Below are 17,404 nucleotides of genomic sequence, written 5' to 3'. Positions count from 1 at the left end.
TCTTTCAATTTAAGTAGCCGATGAACGGTTTGCTTCATACAATAGGAACGGGTAAATAAGTAGCCATTCTGCCAGCCCTAAAGAAGTGAACTAGAGTCGTGCACCTCTTAATCATAGCCAATGTACAATTTCCAGTGCCGCCAATTCTAGGTGGTTCCGTCGAATTGCACGGAGTAACGTGGCTGTGGTCAAACGTAATAGAATGGGAAAAGTTTAGCCAATCAGGCCCGGCAGCATGCCGTTAAACAATTCAACTGGCATGCTACAGCGCAATCATGGCCGACTTCTATAGACTGAAGCTGGAGGCAAAACATGAAAAAGAAAAAGACCTTGAAGAAACCGATTAAAATCAGTTATGCCAGGTACGTCACAAGTAAAATAGCTAAAACAAAGGCCCTAGAAGCTTCGGTGAAGCTGCGTGAATATGTTCCCATTACGAAACAAATGAATCTTGAGTCACTAAAACAAATGCTTAGCCAGTATAAAATGGTGTATATCAAACCGAATGTAGGCATGTTTGGAAACGGTGTTATTCGTGTGGAAATGGCGGAGGATGGGGCGAGAAAGCTTTATTCTTATCAGTCCGGTGTCCGCTTAAGACAGTTTAAAACATTTCAAGAGATGTATGCATCCATCCATAAATTGACGAAAAAACGGAATTACCTCGTACAAAAAGGGATCCATCTACTCAAGTACAAAGGAAACCGCTTCGATCTTCGTGTCATGGTTCAACAAACGCCTCTTCGGAAATGGGAGACAACAGGCGTGATCGGCAGAGTGGCTCATCCGAGCAAAGTTGTTACTAATTTTCATAATGGGGGAACATTGAAGCCGGTTGATATTCTGCTGCACAAGTATTTACCTGCAAATAAACAGAAGGCTTATGTTAAGAAGCTGTATGTTCTTGGGATACAGGTGGCAAAGGCAATTAATGCGCGGTATAAAGGGGTTAAGGAGATCGGTGTCGATGTCGCCTTGGACAATGAGCTGCACCCATGGATTCTTGAGGTTAATACGAGTCCGGATCCCTACATTTTCCGTAGATTGAAAGACAAGCGAATATTTGCAAAAATAAGACGTTATGCCAAGGCTTACGGCCGGTTATGAACTCATAACCGGTCTGCTGTCATACATATGAAAGCTTTGCTCAATTTCGTAAACAGAAACAGGGGGACTTAATAAAAAGCCTTGAATCGTCGTACAAGTAGTTTCTTTCAATATTTCAAGCTGGCTCAATTCTTCTACGCCTTCTGCAACAACTTGTACGTTAAGGGCATGTCCAAGGTGAATGATGGCATTCGTAATGGCCAAATCATCTTTATTACTATGTATATTTTTCACAAAAGAACGGTCTATTTTCAAACAATGGATTGGAAAATGCTTCAAGTAATTGAGCGAGGAATAGCCAATTCCAAAGTCGTCGATGGAGATGGAAACCCCTTTTTTACAGAGCTTCTCCAGAATAGCTACAGTATTTTCCATATTTTGCATAATAGAGCTTTCAGTGATTTCAAATTCCAGATAAGAAGGATTGATTCCGGTTTGGTCAAAAATCTGAATAGCTTTATCGGAAAAGCCTTCATCTCGGAATTGACAGGGTGAGATATTTACAGCAACTTGGTAGTCTAAAATGCCAGTTTCCAGCCATCTCATCTTCTGAAGGCAAGCCTCGCGAAGCACCCATTCACCAAGTGGAATAATCAAACTGCTCGCTTCAGCAAGCGGAATAAACTCATTAGGAGAAAGAATTCCATGTTTTGGGTGATTCCATCGCACCAAGGCTTCCAGACAAATGATTTTTCCGGTTGAGAGTTCAAGACGTGGCTGATAGTATAGGACGAGTTGATTTTCAAGTATCGCCTTACGCAGCTCAGTTTCCATCTGAATTTGACTGGTGAACTGCGGCTTGTGCAAGGAATTATAGGTAACAAGTTTATTCTTTCCTGTATGTTTGGCAGCTAAGAGAGCATGATCTGCTTGATTCAATGCTTGTTCGATCGTAGTTGGTGAGATGTCTACAGCACTCATACCGATGCTGGCATTAATATAACATTCTTGCTCCATCACCCTGAAGGATTTCACAAAAATATGCTGCACGCTCTGAATGATTTGTGAAAGCTGATCTTGGGTGTCTGCATGAAAAAGGAGCACAAATTCATCATCCCCAGATTGAGCAACTAGGTTGCAATTAGGTATGGTCCGCAGTCGGTTGGCCACTTCTTCTAGAAGAAGATCGCCGGACTTGTATCCGAGCGAGAAATTCACTTGTCGAAAACGGTCAATATCTAGGATGAGAAGTGTACGTAAAGGGGCTGAATGCGCAGCTCTGTTATGACTTCGAATAGACTTTTTTAACAATGTTTGGAGCTCTTGTCGATGGTGAATTCGAGTGACTCTTTTGTTGCTCCTGAGAGCACTTATTGTTGTCGATGCGGCGAAGTGAAAAAGGCGCCAGACTGCTTTCATTGCTATCACTCATTCCCACATCAAAGTTGTATATTAATTTAACTCTTATCATAAAACGAAATGCAAGCTGTAGACAATATTATTATTTAGTTTATTTTACAAAATATGGTCATTTAATTTATTTCTCATTACTAGAGATTGATAAGATTGTCGAATCTTGATGAAAATAATTTTCAGGAACTTTGTATTGACAAAAATGGCTTATGAATGAGAAAATGTACGCGTGTACATAGTTGTTTAATTTGATGAATTTATGGGGGCTTTTACATGGTGACAAGAAAAGAGGTTGCTGAATTAGCTAGGGTTTCAGAAGCGACCGTATCCCGTGTATTCAATGGGCTCGGACCCATGAAGCCTGCTACCAGAGAGCGTGTGCTAGCAGCAGCAAAGCAGCTTGATTACCATCCGAATGCCATTGCACAAAGCTTCGCACGAAGACGCAGTGGTAATCTTGGCGTAGTGCTTCCCTATATGCCTAAAGTGCATCTCTTCTCTGCGTATTATTTCGCCGAAATATTAAGCGGTATAGGGGAACAAGTGAGAGAGCAAGGCTACGATATGCTGTTGTCTCTCCTGAAACCGGATGAGAGCTTGGATTATACCCGACTCTATCGTTCGCAGAAAGTGGATGCTTGTGTCATCTTGGGTTCTATTGATACTCCGCAGCAGCGGCAATCGCTTGAGCAGCTGCAGGATCAGGGGCTTCCCTTCTGCTTGGTAAATCAACGATTCGAGGGTTTATCCTTTCACGAGGTGGACGCGGATCATGTAGAGGGCAGCTATCAGGCTGTTCGGCATTTGCAGGATGAGGGTTATCGGAAAATTGCTTTCCTGAACGGTTCGCCTCATTATTCGAACTCTGGCGACAGACTTCAGGGCTACATGAAAGCGATGTGTGATGCTGGCTTAGAGGTACTGCCTGAGCTGCTGCTCGAAGGCAATTACAGCCGCAAAAGCGGTTATGAAGCCGCAGATCAGTTGTGGGAGCATCGTGAACAAGTGGAAGCGATATTTGCAGCCAATGATCGAATGGCGATCGGTTTGATGCAAGGACTCCGAGAACGAGGTTGGATCGCTGGGCGAGACTTCGCTGTTGTCGGCTGTGATGACTCGGATGCCGCCAAGCTGAGCGATCCCCCGCTGAGCAGTATTAATGTGCCATTCTATGAAATGGGTAAAGAGGCGGCGCGCGGAGTCCTTGCAGGTGTGCTGCATGGAGAAGGCGCGAACAATCCACGTATTAAGCTGCCGACCCGGTTGGTTGTGCGACAATCTTCGAAGAGCAGTCACAATAAATAAGAAGCCATGGCATATAAAATTGGGAAATAACCAAATGATCGATTGCGCAGCGTCGTTGGATGAGTATCAGCGAAGTTTAATGATAGATAAGTATAGAGAGGAGCTTATGGCATATGAGTAAACAAGCATTGATTGTCTGGGGCGGCTGGGATGGTCATCAGCCCGAAGAGGTGGCAGGAATTTTCGCTGGGCTGCTGCGCGAGGAAGGCTTTGGCGTGGAAGTATCCGATACACTGGACAGCTTCAAGGACGCAGAGCGTTTGGCGAGCATTGATCTCATCGTGCCTGTATGGACCATGGGTAAAATTGGGAGCGAGCAGTTGAAACCATTAATCGCAGCGGTGAAAGAAGGCGGAACCGGTATCGCAGGTTGTCATGGCGGCATGGGAGATTCCTTCCGTAATGAAGTCGAGTATCAACACATGGTTGGCGGTCAATGGGTTGCGCATCCCGGAAATGACGGGGTCACGTATACGGTTCGGATCAAGGATCGCCAGCATCCTTTGACAGCGGGCATGGAGGATTTCGTCGTTGTGTCGGAAAAGTATTACATGCATGTGGATCCAGCTATTCACGTACATGCGGTTACAGACTTCGGTGATGTGGAGATGCCGGTTGTATGGACCAAAACTTATGGAGCGGGCAAGGTATATTATAATTCGCTTGGCCATCAAGCCAACATTGTTCGTATGCCAGAAACACTGAAATTAATGCGTCGTGGCTTGCTGTGGGCAACACGATAACGAAAAGGGGGAAGCAAGAGATGAGTAAGAAGAAAGTTGGTATTATCGGTTGCGGGAATATTAGCGCAGCCTATATGAAAAATATTCCTAACTTTGAGCATTTGCAGCTGCTAGCGTGTGCCGATATCGATATGGACAGAGCAAAGGCTCGGGCGGAGGAATTTAGTATTCCTCATGCGTATACCGTGCAAGAGTTATTAAATGATTCTAATATTGATATTGTGATCAATTTGACGATTCCGGCAGCACACGCCGCAGTGTGTATTCAAGTACTGGAAGCGGGCAAACACGTGTATGTGGAGAAGCCGCTTGCCGTTACCCGTGAAGAAGGTCTGCAGATTCTGGAAGTTGCACATCGCAAGGGATTGCTGGTAGGCAGTGCACCGGATACATTCCTCGGTGGAGGGATACAAACGTGCGTGAAGCTGATTAATGACGGCTGGATTGGTACACCGATTGCGGCAACGGCATTCATGATGGGCAAAGGCCATGAGCACTGGCACCCGGATCCGGAATTTTATTATGCAAAAGGCGGCGGCCCGATGTTCGATATGGGTCCTTATTACTTAACAGCGCTAGTGGCTTTACTTGGGCCTATTCGCCGAGTAACAGGTTCGGCAGGAATAAGCTTCCAAGAGCGCACGATAAAGAGCGAGAAAAAACGCGGACAGAAAATCACGGTAGAAACACCTACACATATTGCGGGCGTGCTTGATTTCCATAGCGGTGCAATTGCTACACTTGTCACAAGCTTCGATATTATGGGAGGCACACAATTGCCGAACATTGAAATCTACGGCAGCCAAGGCTCCATACGCGTACCAGATCCGAATACATTCGGCGGTCAGGTGCTTATCCGCAAAGGGGGTTCTGATTGGGAACCGATTCCTCTGTCGCATGGCTACAAAGAAAACCACCGCGGTTTAGGTGTTGCGGCCATGGCTCAAGCGTTGATGAGCGGCGAAAGTGATGCACATCGTGCGAACGGGCAGCTGGCTTACCACGTGCTGGAGGCGATGCATGGCTTCCATGATGCGTCCGACTCAGGCAAGCATTATGTAATGCAAAGCAGCTGTGAGAAACCAGCCCCGCTGTCACCAGATTCCGTGCTATAATAATATATATGGGCATCCTCCTCTTTGCGTTAGAGGGGGATTTTTGTTTATTTTGCGGAGGAATTGTGTCGTTTCTCGGGAAAAAGCACTCGTGATTGGAGGACTAATTAGCCATGCCAAAAATAGCTGTGGTGACAGACTTTGATGGAACCTTGATGGAGCAGGATGTTGGCGATATGTTGATGGAAGAATTAGGCGTGTTAAATGAAAAACAGGTTATTGAAGCTTCACGTCTTTTTCGGGAAAAAAAGGTGGGCTCTTTGGCATGGATTGAAGCGGCTTACCCCCTACTTGCCGGTCAGCAGGAGCAGGTAGATCGGTTGATTGAGAGCGTGAATTTGCGGGATGGGGCGCGGGATTTTATTGATTTTTGCCAGCAGAAAGATGTGCCGGTTACGGTGTTGAGTGATGGTATGCTTTACTATATTGAGCAAATTTTAAGTCGCCAGCAGATGAAAGTTAACCGTATTATCGGGAATCCGATTCAATACTCGACAGATGGTGAATTTCAATTCGGCGTTCAAAATACGAATGCGGCATGCAAATGGTGCGGATGCTGCAAAGCGAGTGTCGTCAAGCAGTTAAAAGAGGATGGTTGGCTTGTCATTTACATTGGAGATGGCAGCAGTGATTATTATGGTTCCGGCTTTGCCGATTGGATTTTTGCACGTGGGAGTCTTGCCAGGTATTTGACGGAGGAAGGTACAAATTTTTATCCATTTGAGACGTTTCATGATATTTTGAGCATACTAAGATTGACTTGGCCTTCTTATCTAAATGGCACAGCGAATCGCCGCCTAAGAGGACGATTCCCAGCTTCATGTAAATTTCTTGAACTTGAAGATAAAACCAGCTAAGGGAACGCGGGAGCAGCCCCCTAGCTAGCTTGATTGAATGGCGTCATTCGAGATGCTCTTTAAGTGTTTCTACGAGTTGGTTTTGAATGTTTGCTTCACTATGCTGCCATATGATTTCGAAAAGCACACCAAGTCCGGGCAATACCCGTTCTTCTCCGCCGATGGAATCCTCAATAACTTCTTGAAGTTCATCATTCGATTTATTTTGGACTCGCTGGACAATGGCCTGTCTTAAGGTGATGTTCATTCGTGGACCTCGCTTCCATGTCGTTATCGTTACTAATATGCGCAAGTTTCGGACGGTTCATCCTTTCACACTTAACACCTTCCCTTGAATAGTGAGTTGTGGGTCGCAATTATGTTATAATTTTAAAATATCTTAAGAATTTGGGGGACACCAACCGATGAGAAAACAATTTGCGATTATTGGGATGGGAAGATTCGGGTCCAGCGTCGCTAGAACGTTGTCCCAATTAGGATTTGAAGTCATGGCAATTGATTCTCGCGAAGAGACGGTACAAGATATTTCAGCTCTTGTCACGCATGCCGTTCAAGCAGATTCTACGGATGAAGAAGCGCTCCGAGCCTTAGGTATTCGTAATTTTGACGTTGTCGTGGTGGCTATTGGCGAGGATATTCAAGCGAGTATTTTGACGACATTAATTCTCAAAGAAATGGGCATCCCTACGGTAGTCGTTAAAGCTGTTAATGATCTGCATGGCAAAGTGTTAAAAAAAATTGGCGCAGACAAAGTCGTTTATCCGGAAAGAGATATGGGACAGCGTGTGGCGCATCATCTTATTTCTTCTAATATCGTTGATTATATAGAGTTATCTGCGGATTACAGCATCGTGGAGATTAAAGTGTCCCGCCAATTGGTTGGCAAAAGCCTTAAACAACTAGATATTAGAGCCAAATATGGCTGTAATGTTATCGCGATCAAACAAAATGAAAAGCTGATCATTCCGCCAAGTGCGGAAGAATCGCTTAGACCGGAAGATATTTTGGTTATTGTCGGTGAAAATTCAAATCTTCAAACTTTTGAAGTGACTTTTGCGGAGTAGGTAAAGATAAATGACAAGTATACATACAGAAATCATGTCTGTTCAGAATGCCAGAGTCAAAGAATGGGCGCAGCTCTTAGAGCGCCGGGGCAGGGACAAACAAGGGAAATATATCATCGAGGGTTACCATCTGGTGGAGGAAGCACTGCGTGCAGAGGCTTCGGTTAAAACCATTGTTTATAGCTTGGAAAAGGGTGTGCCTGTTGGATTAGCCCAGCAGGCTCCGTTTGTGGAATGGGTCGGCGTTAGCCAGGCCGTCTTGGAGAAATGCTCGGATACCCAGACGCCGCAAGGCGTACTAGCCGTTGTGGCTCGACCGCAGCTTGGCATGGACGAGCTGTTCGCTGGAGAGCATGATCTTGTCGTCGTCCTGGACGGCGTTCAGGACCCGGGCAACCTCGGCACGATTATCCGCAGCGCAGATGCCGTCGGGGCCAGTGCAGTCGTGCTCGGCCGCGGCACGGTCGATCTGTACAATCCCAAGACGATCCGCTCGACGATGGGATCGATGTATCATCTGCCGATAGTGGAGGCAGATCTTAGCCTGTTATTGCCGCGCGCGCGTGAGCGCGGCGTGCGGCTTGTGACCACGAGCCTGCAGGCACAGCGCTCGTGCTATGACACAGACCTGCGGCAGCCGACGTGGCTGATCCTCGGCAATGAAGGCAAGGGCGTGTCGCCGGAGGTTGAAGCGCAATCGGATGTGCAGGTCATTATTCCGATGCAGGGCAAAGCGGAATCACTGAATGTCGCGATGGCGGCGACCGTGCTGCTGTTTGAGGCTTCGCGACAGCGGTTGGTTTACAACAACAATAAAGTCTGACTTGTGAGATTTTTCAACATTTTTGGTCAAGAAAGAGGATCGATCATGATCCTCCTCTGCTATGTGCAATAATAAACAATAAGAAGCCCTGGTTAGATGCTCCGGCTCTTCTTTCCTTCAAGTTCCATTAGGCAGATGTATAACAGTGAAGTATCATTTAGTATAGGGTGATACTAAATGTTCATTTCTCCTATGCTGCTGTATAATGCAAAGAATAATAAGCCATTTAACAGTAAAAATCATATAGCGGAATTAAAATTAGATGGTTTACGATGTATTATTTCCAATATGGATAAACTCTATGTTTACACGAGGCAAAATGACTTGATCACGAATAAATTCCCTGAGTTATTTAATTGCCCCCTGCCGGAAGGAACAATACTTGATGGTGAATTAATTGTTGCTGATGATCAAGGGAAACCAGACTTTGAAGCCATGTCGGCCAGGTTCTTATCTAAGAAAAACAAGACTCCTGTGATATTTTGCGCATTTGACATCTTGAGATACAAAGGAATTGACGTCACGGGTCTAAGCTTACTCAAGCGTAAAGAGCTGTTGGACCTGGCTTTCATTGAAAATGAGAACTATAAAAAGGTTAAAGTGTTTGAGGGTAATGCAGTTGATTATTTTGAGCGGGCCCGTCAACAGAGACTTGACGGTATAATCATTAAATCAAAAAAAGAGAATTCCATATACGAAATAGAAAAACGCTCCAACCAATGGCAAAAGGTGATCAACTGGACTTATGCGGAAGTCTACATTTCCGGTTATAGAAAAAATAATTTTGCCTTACTAGCCTCTATTGATGCAGCCGATGGATCCAAGTTCCCAGTCGGGGTCATTGAGTTAGGTGTAACACCCATCCACAAAAAAGCGTTAGATGGTGTGAAGAAACGCTTAGTATTCAAGGAAGACAAGAATTTTGCATATATGGAACCACGGATCATGGCAAGGATTAAGACAAGAAACTGGACCAAAAGTGGAAAACTTCGATCACCCGTTTTCATGGAATTCGTTATCTGAGCAAACAAAAAGACTGAAATCACCAAAGGAGGAAGTGGTGAATACAGTCTTTTTTTGTTTACACTTACATAAATGGAATTAGCGTCTAAATCCGCCGGTTAGTTGTTGTTCTGCAATTTGAACTAATCTTCTAGTAATGTGACCACCGATTGCGCCAGTATCACGAGTAGTCATGTATCCGTAATAACCATCTTGAGGAATCTGAATACCTAATTCTTGAGCAACTTCATATTTCATTTGTTCAAGAGCGGTTCTTGCTTGTTGCACGACTAATGAATATGTTGACAAACCTTACTGTAACTAATATTATTACAGTATAATGAAATGAATAGGGGACATAAAACATGAAATGTAAAATCAATCGAAATGCAGCAAAGGTTCTAAAAAATATGTTGAGTAGTGAAGAATCTAAAGGGAAAATGATTCGTGTATTTATTACACAGAATCATGGAGATCACGCTCATTATGATGTGATTCTTGATACGCCTACTGAACATGATGAAATCGTAAAAACAGACAAAGACATTGAAATTTTACTAGATAAACGAGAAGGCCTTTTAGATGGGGTTTGGATTCAATATTTTCATGTGCCTCAAGATGGTTTTTTCATAACGAACCCTTCAACTGGATTTCATGACAAGTAAGTGCATGGAGAAAATGAAATCATGATAGATTTGCCAACTTGCCCAAAATGTAAATCAGAATACACTTACGAAAATGGAAGTCTTTTTGTTTGCCCAGAATGTGGTCATGAGTCGACATTAGAATTAGAAACTGGAATGGTACAAAAGTAAAAAGTATTCGCTTGGTTGATGGAGATCATGATATTGATTGCAAAATTGATGGTTTTGGAGCTATGAAATTAAAATCTGAATTTGTTAAAAAGGTATAATATCAAAACAAAAGTTAGTCCCGATGTGGCCAAAGCCTTAATACATCGGGATTTTTTTATAACCACTCATGAGAGAAATTATGTTGCAATGCTAAGCTTTGCTTATATGCAGGAGCAAGAGAAGACCTAACTTCAAGGAGGGTGTTTTTTCTTCTTAAGTAACGCAAAATAGGAGGAAAGAACTTAATGTAATGATTAGGAGAAGGGGTCTTGAGCATGAATAAAACAATTTTATTGCGTGAACCAGCAAAACGTAAATTGCTTTTAAGTATGGGAATTAGCTGGTTGTTCGACGCGATGGATGTTGGGATCATTTCGTTTATCGTTGCCGCGCTATCCGTTGAGTGGAAATTGGGCGCACAGCAAATCGGACTGCTGGCAGCCATTAATTCGATCGGAATGGCGGCAGGTGCGCTAGTAGCAGGTTCACTTGCTGACCGGTACGGACGAAGGGCGGTACTTCTGGGTACGCTTATAATTTTCTCCGCAGCTAGCGGATTATCTGCTCTTGCCACAAGCTTTGTTATGCTATGTGTGCTGCGTTTCATTACCGGATTTGGTCTTGGCGGGGAGCTTCCTGTCGCTTCAACGCTTGTTTCTGAGTCGTTCCCAGCTAAGGAAAGGGGACGTGCTGTAGTGCTGCTCGAAAGCTTTTGGGCGTGTGGGTGGATCTTCGCGGCGCTTATTTCTTACTTCGTCATTCCTGTTTACGGTTGGCGTGCGGCCTTTATCATTGGTGCGATCCCGGCTTTATATGCTTTATATCTTAGAAGGGCTATTCAGGATTCACCTCGCTATACCGAACTGAAAAGTCAGAAGTTGTCGATCGGAGAACGGGTAGCCTCGGTATGGTCATCTAACTATCGTAGGTCTACCTTAACACTCTGGATTTTGTGGTTCACAGTGGTGTTTTCTTATTACGGAATGTTTCTGTGGCTTCCAACCGTCATGGTTCTTAAGGGCTTCGGTCTCGTAAAAAGTTTTCAATACGTGTTAATCATGACGTTGGCACAGCTTCCCGGTTATTTTACTGCAGCTTACATTATTGAGAAATTCGGCCGCAAGTTTGTGCTCGTCACCTATTTGCTGCTGACCGCAGCAAGCGCACTATGGTTCAGCAATGCTGAAACGGAAGGGATGCTGATAGCAGCCGGTATTAGCTTATCTTTTTTTAATCTTGGCGCATGGGGAGCTATGTATGCTTATACACCTGAGTTGTACCCAACAGGAGTCCGCTCTACGGGTGTTGGGCTTGCCGCTTCCTTCGGACGTGTTGGCGGTATCATCGGCCCATACCTTGTTGGTTTGCTGGTTGCGAAAGACAAAGCAATCACATCCATTTTTTTGGTATTCTTCGTTGCCATTGTTATCGGAGCACTGACTCTGCTATTTTTCGGCAAAGAAACAAAAGGTACGGACCCGGATAATGTGGTTGAGCGCTCTCCAATCCTCTCCAATTAATAGGATTGGAAATCATTGTACCATGTTTTCATAGAATTCTAGTGGTACAATTTTAATATGATCGATTCCGATCAAACAACTAAGAAGGCCGAAGCTTCTTGAAGCACGGGGGACCCATCCTTTGGGGTGAAGCCGCTTAAGCGGCCGGGTGATTACTCTTTGACCCGAATCCGACAGCTAACCTCGCAGGCCGCAAAAGGAGAGGATTGTTTTGAAACGTTACAAAAAGCTTATAGTAACAGGCGCATTGGGACTAAGTGTCCTTCTGGGCTCAAGTGCGGCAATGGCCGCATCATCCACTTATACGGTGTCGGGCAACGACACGATGTGGTCAATCTCTAAGAAGAATGGCGTAAGCCTCACTTCGCTCATTCAGGCAAACCCTCAGGTTGCCAATCCGGATGTCATCTGGCCGGGCATGACACTGCAAATTCCTGGAAGCACGAGCACGGGCGGATTTTCAAAAGTAGCCGCGCCATCGCAATCAGCTTTTGCCAGTCAAGTCGTTAACCTAGTTAACCAAGAACGTGCCAAAGCAGGACTTAGTCCTTTGACTAGCGACAGCGCACTTACAGGCATGGCCCTCGACAAAGCGAAGGATATGTACAATAATGGTTATTTTGATCATACCTCACCGACCTATGGGTCCCCTTTTGACATGATGAGCGCATATGGCATTCATTATTCCTACGCAGGTGAAAATATAGCCAAAGGCCAGGAAACGCCTGAAGATGTCATGAACGCCTGGATGAATAGCGCGGGGCACCGCCAAAATATCCTAAGCCCCAACTTCACCAAAATTGGTGCAGCTAATTACAACGGCGAATGGGTACAGGAATTCATCAGTAACTAAGAAAATGAAGTTCCGTATATCAGCGGATCTACCAAACGGCTCTTGAGACTCCCAATTAGGAGTTCCAAGAGCCTTATTCATGTTTCGGGACGCTGTATCGAACTAAGTTAAAGTATGGAAATGTTTGGCTTGTAGCTACACGGTCCGAAAATGAAATTCCCAATATTTGAAAACAAGTAGGCAATGGTTTAAACTGTGGGATATAGAGCTATTTTGGAAAAAAATGTATCCTAAAGTCAAATTCTGTAACTATAACATATAGGGGGTGCTAAAATGAGTACATTTAAATCCTGGTTTTCAAGTGCAAAAACTGGCTTGTCGGAGCAAGTCAAAAAATTTCAAAACAAAGATTTTCTGGATGCCGTTGTAGCCGGTTGTGCAATTGTAGCAGCCGCTGATGGCAGTATTCGCTTAAGGTGATTTCCAAATTTAACAATAAGCCGGAAGTTGGACGAATTATCATTGCGGTATGCTGTGCTATTGGTGCTGCAGACGTAGATTTTGATGATAGTGAGAAAAAGGTAGTCAGAGATATTTGTACAACGCTAAACCTTAATCCTGCCGAATTTAGTCTGTGATCGTCGAATTTACAAATATTTAATCGGAATATTGAAACGTGATGGTGATTCATCCGTATCAAAATAGTGTGATTTTATCAAACAGGCTCTGAAGGGAGGTGACCTCGTTGACTATCAATTTGGTCAAAGGTCAAAAAATCGATTTAACAAAAGGCAACGCTGGTCTTACTAAGGTGATTGTAGGACTAGGCTGGGATCCTGCAGTGGTTGAGAAGAAAGGCTTTTTTGGATCTAAAAAAACAACCGTAGAAATTGATTGTGACGCTTCTGTCATTTTGTTAGATGAAAACGGTAAATTGACAAAAGAGAAGAATGTTGTATACTTCGCTAACTTGCAAAGTCCTGATGGTTCGGTCGTTCACTCTGGTGATAACCGCACAGGGGAAGGCGAAGGCGATGATGAGCAAGTTTCTGTTAACTTGGGTCAGGTGCCTGCGGATGTTAGTAAAATCATCTTCGTCGTTAATATTTACGATTGTGTGAATAGAAAACAAGATTTCGGACTCATTCAATCGGCCTATATTCGGATAGTGAATGACTCCAATAATCAAGAATTGGTTAAATTTAATCTATCAGAGATTTATTCAGGTAAAACTTCTTTGATTGCCGGTGAAATATATCGCCATAACGGTGAATGGAAATTCAGCGCAATTGGTGAAGGCAGTACGGATACAACAATTGGACAGTTGGTCAAACGTTACACATAAAGCAAAATCAAATCCCCTATAAAGCGAGGTTATTACAATGGCAATTTCATTATCCAAAGGTCAAAAAGTAGATTTAACAAAAACAAACCCAGGTTTATCTAAAGTCGTTGTCGGTTTAGGCTGGGATACGAATAAGTATGACGGCGGTAAAGATTTCGATTTAGACGCATCCGTTTTCTGTGTGAATGCAGCGGGTAAAGTAGCATCTGAATCCGATTTTATTTTCTATAACAACTCTAAGAACGCGAATGGCTCCGTTGTACATAATGGTGATAACCGTACAGGTGCAGGAGATGGTGATGATGAGCAAGTAAGTGTAGATTTAACGAATATTCCAGCTGAAATCGATAAAATCGCATTCTGCATTACGATCCATGATGCAGTAGCAAGAGCGCAAAACTTCGGACAAGTTTCCAATGCTTATGTACGTATTCTAAACGAAGGTACGGGCGCAGAATTAATCCGTTTCGATCTTGGCGAGGACTTCTCCATTGAAACAGGTGTTGTTATCGGCGAATTATACCGTAACAATGGTGAGTGGAAATTCAGCGCAATCGGCAGCGGCTACAAAGACGGTCTTGCAGGACTGGCTCGCGATTACGGCTTGCAAACTTCCTAAGAACTAAACTTACAAGAACTAGTTAAGGTTATGCTTACAATGCTAGATTTCTTGCGAAAACTCTAAGGAGCTGCAGAAAAATGACAATTAGCTAGGAATTGAGGATTTCATTTTTTATAATAATCTGGTTGGTGCCAAGGGTTGATTTCTCCAAGATTCCTGCGCATATTCAACGTGTCGATATTGCAGTAACGATCCATGATGCAGTAAACCGCAGTCAAAATTTCGGACAAGTTTCCAATGCGTTCGTACGTCTTGTAGATGAAGTAACGAATCGGGAAATTTTACGTTATGACCTTGGCGAGGACTTCTCCATTGAAACAGCCGTTATCATCTGTGAATTATACAGAGACAGTCAAGGTCAAGAATGGAAGTTCCAAGCCGTTGGAAGTGGTTTTCAAGGCGGTCTTCAAGCGCTATGTAAAAATTATGGACTTGATGTCCAGTAGGATCAGATATAGATAGGGTGGTGCGGGTAAGGCATCACCCTTCAATTATGGGTATTGGGATCGGATGGAATGCTCCAGCTAATGTGGAGTTGGATACCTCGGCTTTCTTTTGTGAATTTGATTATTCAACCCCCTCCTCCGGAGACGGATAAGAAGCAATTTTCCATTCAGTTCTCCGACGTTCCAGCAATATACGGATTTTCCATCCTGGCACAGGGCAAGATATGTTGCGGTATGAATTAGGAAATCAGTTCTCCGTAGAGACAGCAATTTTTATTGGGGAATTATATAGATATGGTGCTGAATGGAAATTCAGTGCGGTTGGATCTGGTTTTTCAGGTGGACTGAAGGCGACTCCAACGATTAAACCTCCTCTTATTCCTCCGGCTCCAATTAATTGAAGAAGAAGAATCAAAAGAAGAAATCCTCTGGATTGTTCGGGAAAAGCAATATTTCTCCGGTCATAAGGTATTGGATGAAGCTTTTGGATGGGGCATGAGATGGGTCGCAGGCAGTAAATAAATGACGAAATATACAGGAGGGTCAAGGCACATGTCAGATTTTTTTCAAAGTTTTATTAATAATTTTCTTAACTTTTTCAGCTGGGAAGTACTATCAGCTACACTCACCGACCCGGTTAACTGGGGAATTATCGGTACACTTGTTATCTTAGAGGGTTTGCTATCAGCCGATAACGCACTAGTTCTCGCCGTAATGGTTAGACATTTACCAAAGGATCAGCAGAAAAAAGCCTTGTTCTACGGGCTTATAGGAGCTTACATATTCCGATTTCTAGCAATTGGGGTTGGTACATTCCTGGTACAAATTACTTGGATTAAAGTGCTTGGCGGTGTGTATCTCCTCTGGATTGCCATCAGCAATCTCTTCTTCAAGAAGCATGAAGAGGAAGGTGAAATTCAGAATAAAGAACTTTCCTTCTGGCGTACGGTCTTAGCAGTAGAAGTTATGGATATCGCTTTTAGTGTCGATAGTGTTCTTGCCGCTTTTGGTGTCAGTGAAAAAGTTTGGGTGTTATTCCTTGGAGGCGTCTTGGGCGTGCTTATGATGAGAGGCGTAGCTCAAGTCTTCTTAAAGCTCATTGACAAGATCCCGGAATTGGAGAAAACAGCGTTCATCCTTATTATCATTATCGGTATTAAGATGATTGCTGGTGCATTCGGATTCGAAATTTCGCATGTTATCTTCTTCTCCACACTTATTGTCATATTTGGAGGCACGATTGTTCTTAGCTTGCTTCAAAAGAAGGACAAGCCGGAGTCAACTAACTAATCATACCGACATTACATGACAATCCCTCCTTTGACGGAGGGATTGTTTTTTACACGAAAGAGGGAGGGATCGGTTTTGAGATATTTCCGTCCCGGTGAAATTCTGAAGTTTGTACAAGGCGTACACGTGGAACTAAGTAATCCATTCATCATAAAGGAGTCGAAACGTATCGGATTCCGTTTAATTACAACATTCAAGTGAAGTATAACCAGGGAGTGCCTAAATTACTTGAAATTAATTCAAGGATGTTACTTGGCTGTAAAATCGATTTTGGGTGAGACAGTGGATATTCAAAAACCGACCTATGATATTTTGGCCAGTTATGTCGAGAAATCGGTTGTTATGAACATTTCAAACTAGCCTAAATGCGAGCAATCGCGAATAAAAAAAGCTGCGCATCATATCTTTGATAATAGATGGTCAAATCTGTCAAAGAAGGTGCAAAGTATGATGATAGGCGGGATTATACTTTTCGGAATAATCGTCGTACTCATTGTCGTAGCAAGCTCTGAAAAAGCGGAATCTGTGTCTAAATTTATTGATAAATAGTCATCTATGAAACCTGAAAAGGTTTCTTTTTTTTGATGTGATTTGGTAGAATGTAAGATAGGGTTTGCGATGTTCGGGAGGGGATGTACGTTGCTGGATTTTAAGGAATTTATTGTCCGGAGAGAAGAAGAGATGGTAGTTTCATGAAAAAGGAGATTTAACATGCTGCAATTAAGCGATAGTCAGCTTGCAACAATGTGGAGTCAAGGGGATTCTAAAGCATTCAGTCGACTTCTTGAGCTGTACAAGGACAAAATTTATCGATTAGCGTATCGGATGCTGCATAATAAGTCGGACTCGGAAGATGTCGTACAAGAGACATTTCTTCGGGCGTACCTTCACTCCCATCGATTTGACGCGACCAAGAATTTCTCTAGCTGGATTTTTAGTATCGGTAAAAATGTGGCCATTGATTTTTTGCGCAAAAAGAAGATTGAGCTGTCTATGGATACGAATCCACATCCATTCCAGGATGCACTTCCTTTTTATGATAAGCTGACAAGTCATGAGAAAACGCCTGAGCTTCAATTGATTCAGCAAGAAACTGCCGCGCAAGTAGAGCAAATGATTCGAGACCTGCCTGATAAATACAAAACGCTAATCGTTTATTAATACT

The 17,404-nt window shown here is 43.5% G+C and carries 23 protein-coding genes, 2 pseudogenes and 1 riboswitch; of the genes and pseudogenes, 22 read left to right on the top strand and 3 right to left on the bottom strand.

Translation table 11 applies throughout. The features are described from left to right. Positions 1 to 312: 312 nt before the first annotated feature. Positions 313 to 1,107: a YheC/YheD family protein gene (locus BLT91_RS24470; protein ID WP_090825948.1), complete on the top strand. Its 795-nt coding sequence runs from the start codon at positions 313 to 315 to the stop codon at positions 1,105 to 1,107. On the opposite strand, the gene BLT91_RS24465 is transcribed toward BLT91_RS24470, so the two are convergent. Next, positions 1,102 to 2,466: a putative bifunctional diguanylate cyclase/phosphodiesterase gene (locus tag BLT91_RS24465; protein ID WP_090825945.1), complete on the bottom strand. Its 1,365-nt coding sequence runs from the start codon at positions 2,464 to 2,466 to the stop codon at positions 1,102 to 1,104. The genes BLT91_RS24470 and BLT91_RS24465 overlap by 6 nt on opposite strands. 267 nt (positions 2,467 to 2,733) lie before the next feature. On the opposite strand from BLT91_RS24465, the gene BLT91_RS24460 reads away from it, so the two are divergent. From BLT91_RS24460 to BLT91_RS24445, 4 genes are all read left to right on the top strand, one after another. Beyond that, on the top strand, positions 2,734 to 3,765 hold the full coding sequence (locus BLT91_RS24460; protein ID WP_090825942.1) for a LacI family DNA-binding transcriptional regulator: 1,032 nt from the start codon (positions 2,734 to 2,736) through the stop codon (positions 3,763 to 3,765). Between the two features lie 113 nt (positions 3,766 to 3,878). Then, positions 3,879 to 4,508, top strand: a complete 630-nt coding sequence (locus BLT91_RS24455) for a ThuA domain-containing protein (RefSeq protein ID WP_090825939.1) — start codon at positions 3,879 to 3,881, stop codon at positions 4,506 to 4,508. A 20-nt stretch (positions 4,509 to 4,528) separates the two neighbouring features. Further along, positions 4,529 to 5,623 (top strand): Gfo/Idh/MocA family protein, encoded by a 1,095-nt coding sequence (locus BLT91_RS24450; RefSeq protein ID WP_090825936.1) that lies wholly within the window; start codon positions 4,529 to 4,531, stop codon positions 5,621 to 5,623. Between the two features lie 113 nt (positions 5,624 to 5,736). After that, positions 5,737 to 6,480: an MtnX-like HAD-IB family phosphatase gene (locus tag BLT91_RS24445; protein ID WP_090825933.1), complete on the top strand. Its 744-nt coding sequence runs from the start codon at positions 5,737 to 5,739 to the stop codon at positions 6,478 to 6,480. 43 nt (positions 6,481 to 6,523) lie between these two features. On the opposite strand, the gene sspI is transcribed toward BLT91_RS24445, so the two are convergent. Further along, positions 6,524 to 6,727 (bottom strand): small acid-soluble spore protein SspI, encoded by a 204-nt coding sequence (gene sspI / locus BLT91_RS24440; RefSeq protein WP_056829385.1) that lies wholly within the window; start codon positions 6,725 to 6,727, stop codon positions 6,524 to 6,526. Between the two features lie 157 nt (positions 6,728 to 6,884). Here sspI and BLT91_RS24435 point away from each other — a divergent pair, with 157 nt between their 5' ends. The 3 genes from BLT91_RS24435 to BLT91_RS24425 all read left to right on the top strand — a co-directional run bounded on the left by BLT91_RS24435 (position 6,885) and on the right by BLT91_RS24425 (position 9,390). Continuing rightward, positions 6,885 to 7,544 (top strand): potassium channel family protein, encoded by a 660-nt coding sequence (locus BLT91_RS24435; RefSeq protein ID WP_090825930.1) that lies wholly within the window; start codon positions 6,885 to 6,887, stop codon positions 7,542 to 7,544. A gap of 34 nt (positions 7,545 to 7,578) precedes the next feature. Next, positions 7,579 to 8,367, top strand: a complete 789-nt coding sequence (locus BLT91_RS24430; protein WP_254777132.1) for a TrmH family RNA methyltransferase — start codon at positions 7,579 to 7,581, stop codon at positions 8,365 to 8,367. Between the two features lie 177 nt (positions 8,368 to 8,544). Further along, positions 8,545 to 9,390, top strand: coding sequence for an ATP-dependent DNA ligase (locus BLT91_RS24425; protein WP_254777131.1), 846 nt, complete (start codon positions 8,545 to 8,547; stop codon positions 9,388 to 9,390). Positions 9,391 to 9,468: 78 nt separating this feature from the next. On the opposite strand, the gene BLT91_RS24420 is transcribed toward BLT91_RS24425, so the two are convergent. Beyond that, on the bottom strand, positions 9,469 to 9,678 hold the full coding sequence (locus BLT91_RS24420; protein WP_090825924.1) for an alpha/beta-type small acid-soluble spore protein: 210 nt from the start codon (positions 9,676 to 9,678) through the stop codon (positions 9,469 to 9,471). Between the two features lie 56 nt (positions 9,679 to 9,734). Between BLT91_RS24420 and BLT91_RS24415 the strand changes: the two genes are divergently transcribed. From BLT91_RS24415 to BLT91_RS24365, 14 genes and pseudogenes are all read left to right on the top strand, one after another. Then, the gene (locus BLT91_RS24415; RefSeq protein ID WP_090825921.1) at positions 9,735 to 10,034 is read left to right on the top strand and encodes an iron-sulfur cluster assembly accessory protein; all 300 of its coding nucleotides are present in this window, start codon (positions 9,735 to 9,737) and stop codon (positions 10,032 to 10,034) included. 21 nt (positions 10,035 to 10,055) lie between these two features. Continuing rightward, positions 10,056 to 10,282, top strand: a pseudogene (locus tag BLT91_RS24410) (alkylphosphonate utilization protein). A 216-nt stretch (positions 10,283 to 10,498) separates the two neighbouring features. Beyond that, positions 10,499 to 11,743: an MFS transporter gene (locus tag BLT91_RS24405; RefSeq protein WP_090826027.1), complete on the top strand. Its 1,245-nt coding sequence runs from the start codon at positions 10,499 to 10,501 to the stop codon at positions 11,741 to 11,743. A 76-nt stretch (positions 11,744 to 11,819) separates the two neighbouring features. After that, positions 11,820 to 11,952: riboswitch (cyclic di-AMP (ydaO/yuaA leader) on the top strand. 2 nt (positions 11,953 to 11,954) lie between these two features. Then, on the top strand, positions 11,955 to 12,596 hold the full coding sequence (locus BLT91_RS24400; protein WP_254777130.1) for a CAP domain-containing protein: 642 nt from the start codon (positions 11,955 to 11,957) through the stop codon (positions 12,594 to 12,596). 273 nt (positions 12,597 to 12,869) lie between these two features. Beyond that, the gene (locus tag BLT91_RS33170) at positions 12,870 to 13,016 is read left to right on the top strand and encodes a hypothetical protein (RefSeq protein WP_254777129.1); all 147 of its coding nucleotides are present in this window, start codon (positions 12,870 to 12,872) and stop codon (positions 13,014 to 13,016) included. After that, positions 13,013 to 13,174, top strand: a complete 162-nt coding sequence (locus BLT91_RS33165) for a TerB family tellurite resistance protein (protein WP_254777128.1) — start codon at positions 13,013 to 13,015, stop codon at positions 13,172 to 13,174. The genes BLT91_RS33170 and BLT91_RS33165 overlap by 4 nt, the downstream gene beginning before the upstream one ends. Positions 13,175 to 13,281: 107 nt before the next feature. Beyond that, positions 13,282 to 13,881 carry a TerD family protein gene (locus BLT91_RS24390; protein ID WP_090825919.1) on the top strand — a complete coding sequence of 200 codons (600 nt, stop codon included), beginning with the start codon at positions 13,282 to 13,284 and terminating at the stop codon, positions 13,879 to 13,881. A gap of 37 nt (positions 13,882 to 13,918) precedes the next feature. Beyond that, a complete protein-coding gene (locus BLT91_RS24385; RefSeq protein ID WP_090825917.1) occupies positions 13,919 to 14,500 on the top strand; it encodes a TerD family protein in 582 nt (193 codons plus the stop codon). A 79-nt stretch (positions 14,501 to 14,579) separates the two neighbouring features. Next, positions 14,580 to 14,949: pseudogene (locus BLT91_RS24380) on the top strand (TerD family protein); the annotation flags it as partial. Between the two features lie 224 nt (positions 14,950 to 15,173). Further along, positions 15,174 to 15,350 (top strand): TerD family protein, encoded by a 177-nt coding sequence (locus BLT91_RS24375; protein WP_090825913.1) that lies wholly within the window; start codon positions 15,174 to 15,176, stop codon positions 15,348 to 15,350. A 151-nt stretch (positions 15,351 to 15,501) separates the two neighbouring features. Continuing rightward, entirely contained in the window at positions 15,502 to 16,239 is a 738-nt protein-coding gene (locus BLT91_RS24370; RefSeq protein ID WP_090825910.1) for a TerC family protein, read from the top strand. Positions 16,240 to 16,314: 75 nt separating this feature from the next. Then, positions 16,315 to 16,440 (top strand): hypothetical protein, encoded by a 126-nt coding sequence (locus BLT91_RS33660; RefSeq protein ID WP_302847548.1) that lies wholly within the window; start codon positions 16,315 to 16,317, stop codon positions 16,438 to 16,440. Continuing rightward, positions 16,437 to 16,517, top strand: a complete 81-nt coding sequence (locus BLT91_RS34000) for a hypothetical protein (protein WP_368086852.1) — start codon at positions 16,437 to 16,439, stop codon at positions 16,515 to 16,517. The genes BLT91_RS33660 and BLT91_RS34000 overlap by 4 nt, the downstream gene beginning before the upstream one ends. A 433-nt stretch (positions 16,518 to 16,950) precedes the next feature. Beyond that, positions 16,951 to 17,400, top strand: a complete 450-nt coding sequence (locus BLT91_RS24365; protein ID WP_090825907.1) for a sigma-70 family RNA polymerase sigma factor — start codon at positions 16,951 to 16,953, stop codon at positions 17,398 to 17,400. Positions 17,401 to 17,404: the final 4 nt, after the last annotated feature.

The sequence above is a fragment of the Paenibacillus sp. yr247 genome (genome assembly GCF_900103825.1).
Taxonomy (GTDB): domain Bacteria; phylum Bacillota; class Bacilli; order Paenibacillales; family NBRC-103111; genus Paenibacillus_E.
Note: the sequence above shows the minus strand (reverse complement) of the source record. Positions and strands in the feature narration are given on the sequence as shown.

Bases quoted from the DNA above. Each gene is read 5' to 3' on its own strand.
- BLT91_RS24470 (WP_090825948.1), top strand. From the start codon at position 313: ATGAAAAAGAAAAAGACCTTGAAGAAACCGATTAAAATCAGTTATGCC.
- BLT91_RS24465 (WP_090825945.1), bottom strand. From the start codon at position 2,466: ATGAAAGCAGTCTGGCGCCTTTTTCACTTCGCCGCATCGACAACAATA.
- BLT91_RS24460 (WP_090825942.1), top strand. From the start codon at position 2,734: ATGGTGACAAGAAAAGAGGTTGCTGAATTAGCTAGGGTTTCAGAAGCG.
- BLT91_RS24455 (WP_090825939.1), top strand. From the start codon at position 3,879: ATGAGTAAACAAGCATTGATTGTCTGGGGCGGCTGGGATGGTCATCAG.
- BLT91_RS24450 (WP_090825936.1), top strand. From the start codon at position 4,529: ATGAGTAAGAAGAAAGTTGGTATTATCGGTTGCGGGAATATTAGCGCA.
- BLT91_RS24445 (WP_090825933.1), top strand. From the start codon at position 5,737: ATGCCAAAAATAGCTGTGGTGACAGACTTTGATGGAACCTTGATGGAG.
- sspI (WP_056829385.1), bottom strand. From the start codon at position 6,727: ATGAACATCACCTTAAGACAGGCCATTGTCCAGCGAGTCCAAAATAAA.
- BLT91_RS24435 (WP_090825930.1), top strand. From the start codon at position 6,885: ATGAGAAAACAATTTGCGATTATTGGGATGGGAAGATTCGGGTCCAGC.
- BLT91_RS24430 (WP_254777132.1), top strand. From the start codon at position 7,579: ATGTCTGTTCAGAATGCCAGAGTCAAAGAATGGGCGCAGCTCTTAGAG.
- BLT91_RS24425 (WP_254777131.1), top strand. From the start codon at position 8,545: ATGTTCATTTCTCCTATGCTGCTGTATAATGCAAAGAATAATAAGCCA.
- BLT91_RS24415 (WP_090825921.1), top strand. From the start codon at position 9,735: ATGAAATGTAAAATCAATCGAAATGCAGCAAAGGTTCTAAAAAATATG.
- BLT91_RS24405 (WP_090826027.1), top strand. From the start codon at position 10,499: ATGAATAAAACAATTTTATTGCGTGAACCAGCAAAACGTAAATTGCTT.
- BLT91_RS33170 (WP_254777129.1), top strand. From the start codon at position 12,870: ATGAGTACATTTAAATCCTGGTTTTCAAGTGCAAAAACTGGCTTGTCG.
- BLT91_RS24385 (WP_090825917.1), top strand. From the start codon at position 13,919: ATGGCAATTTCATTATCCAAAGGTCAAAAAGTAGATTTAACAAAAACA.
- BLT91_RS24375 (WP_090825913.1), top strand. From the start codon at position 15,174: ATGTTGCGGTATGAATTAGGAAATCAGTTCTCCGTAGAGACAGCAATT.
- BLT91_RS24370 (WP_090825910.1), top strand. From the start codon at position 15,502: ATGTCAGATTTTTTTCAAAGTTTTATTAATAATTTTCTTAACTTTTTC.
- BLT91_RS24365 (WP_090825907.1), top strand. From the start codon at position 16,951: ATGCTGCAATTAAGCGATAGTCAGCTTGCAACAATGTGGAGTCAAGGG.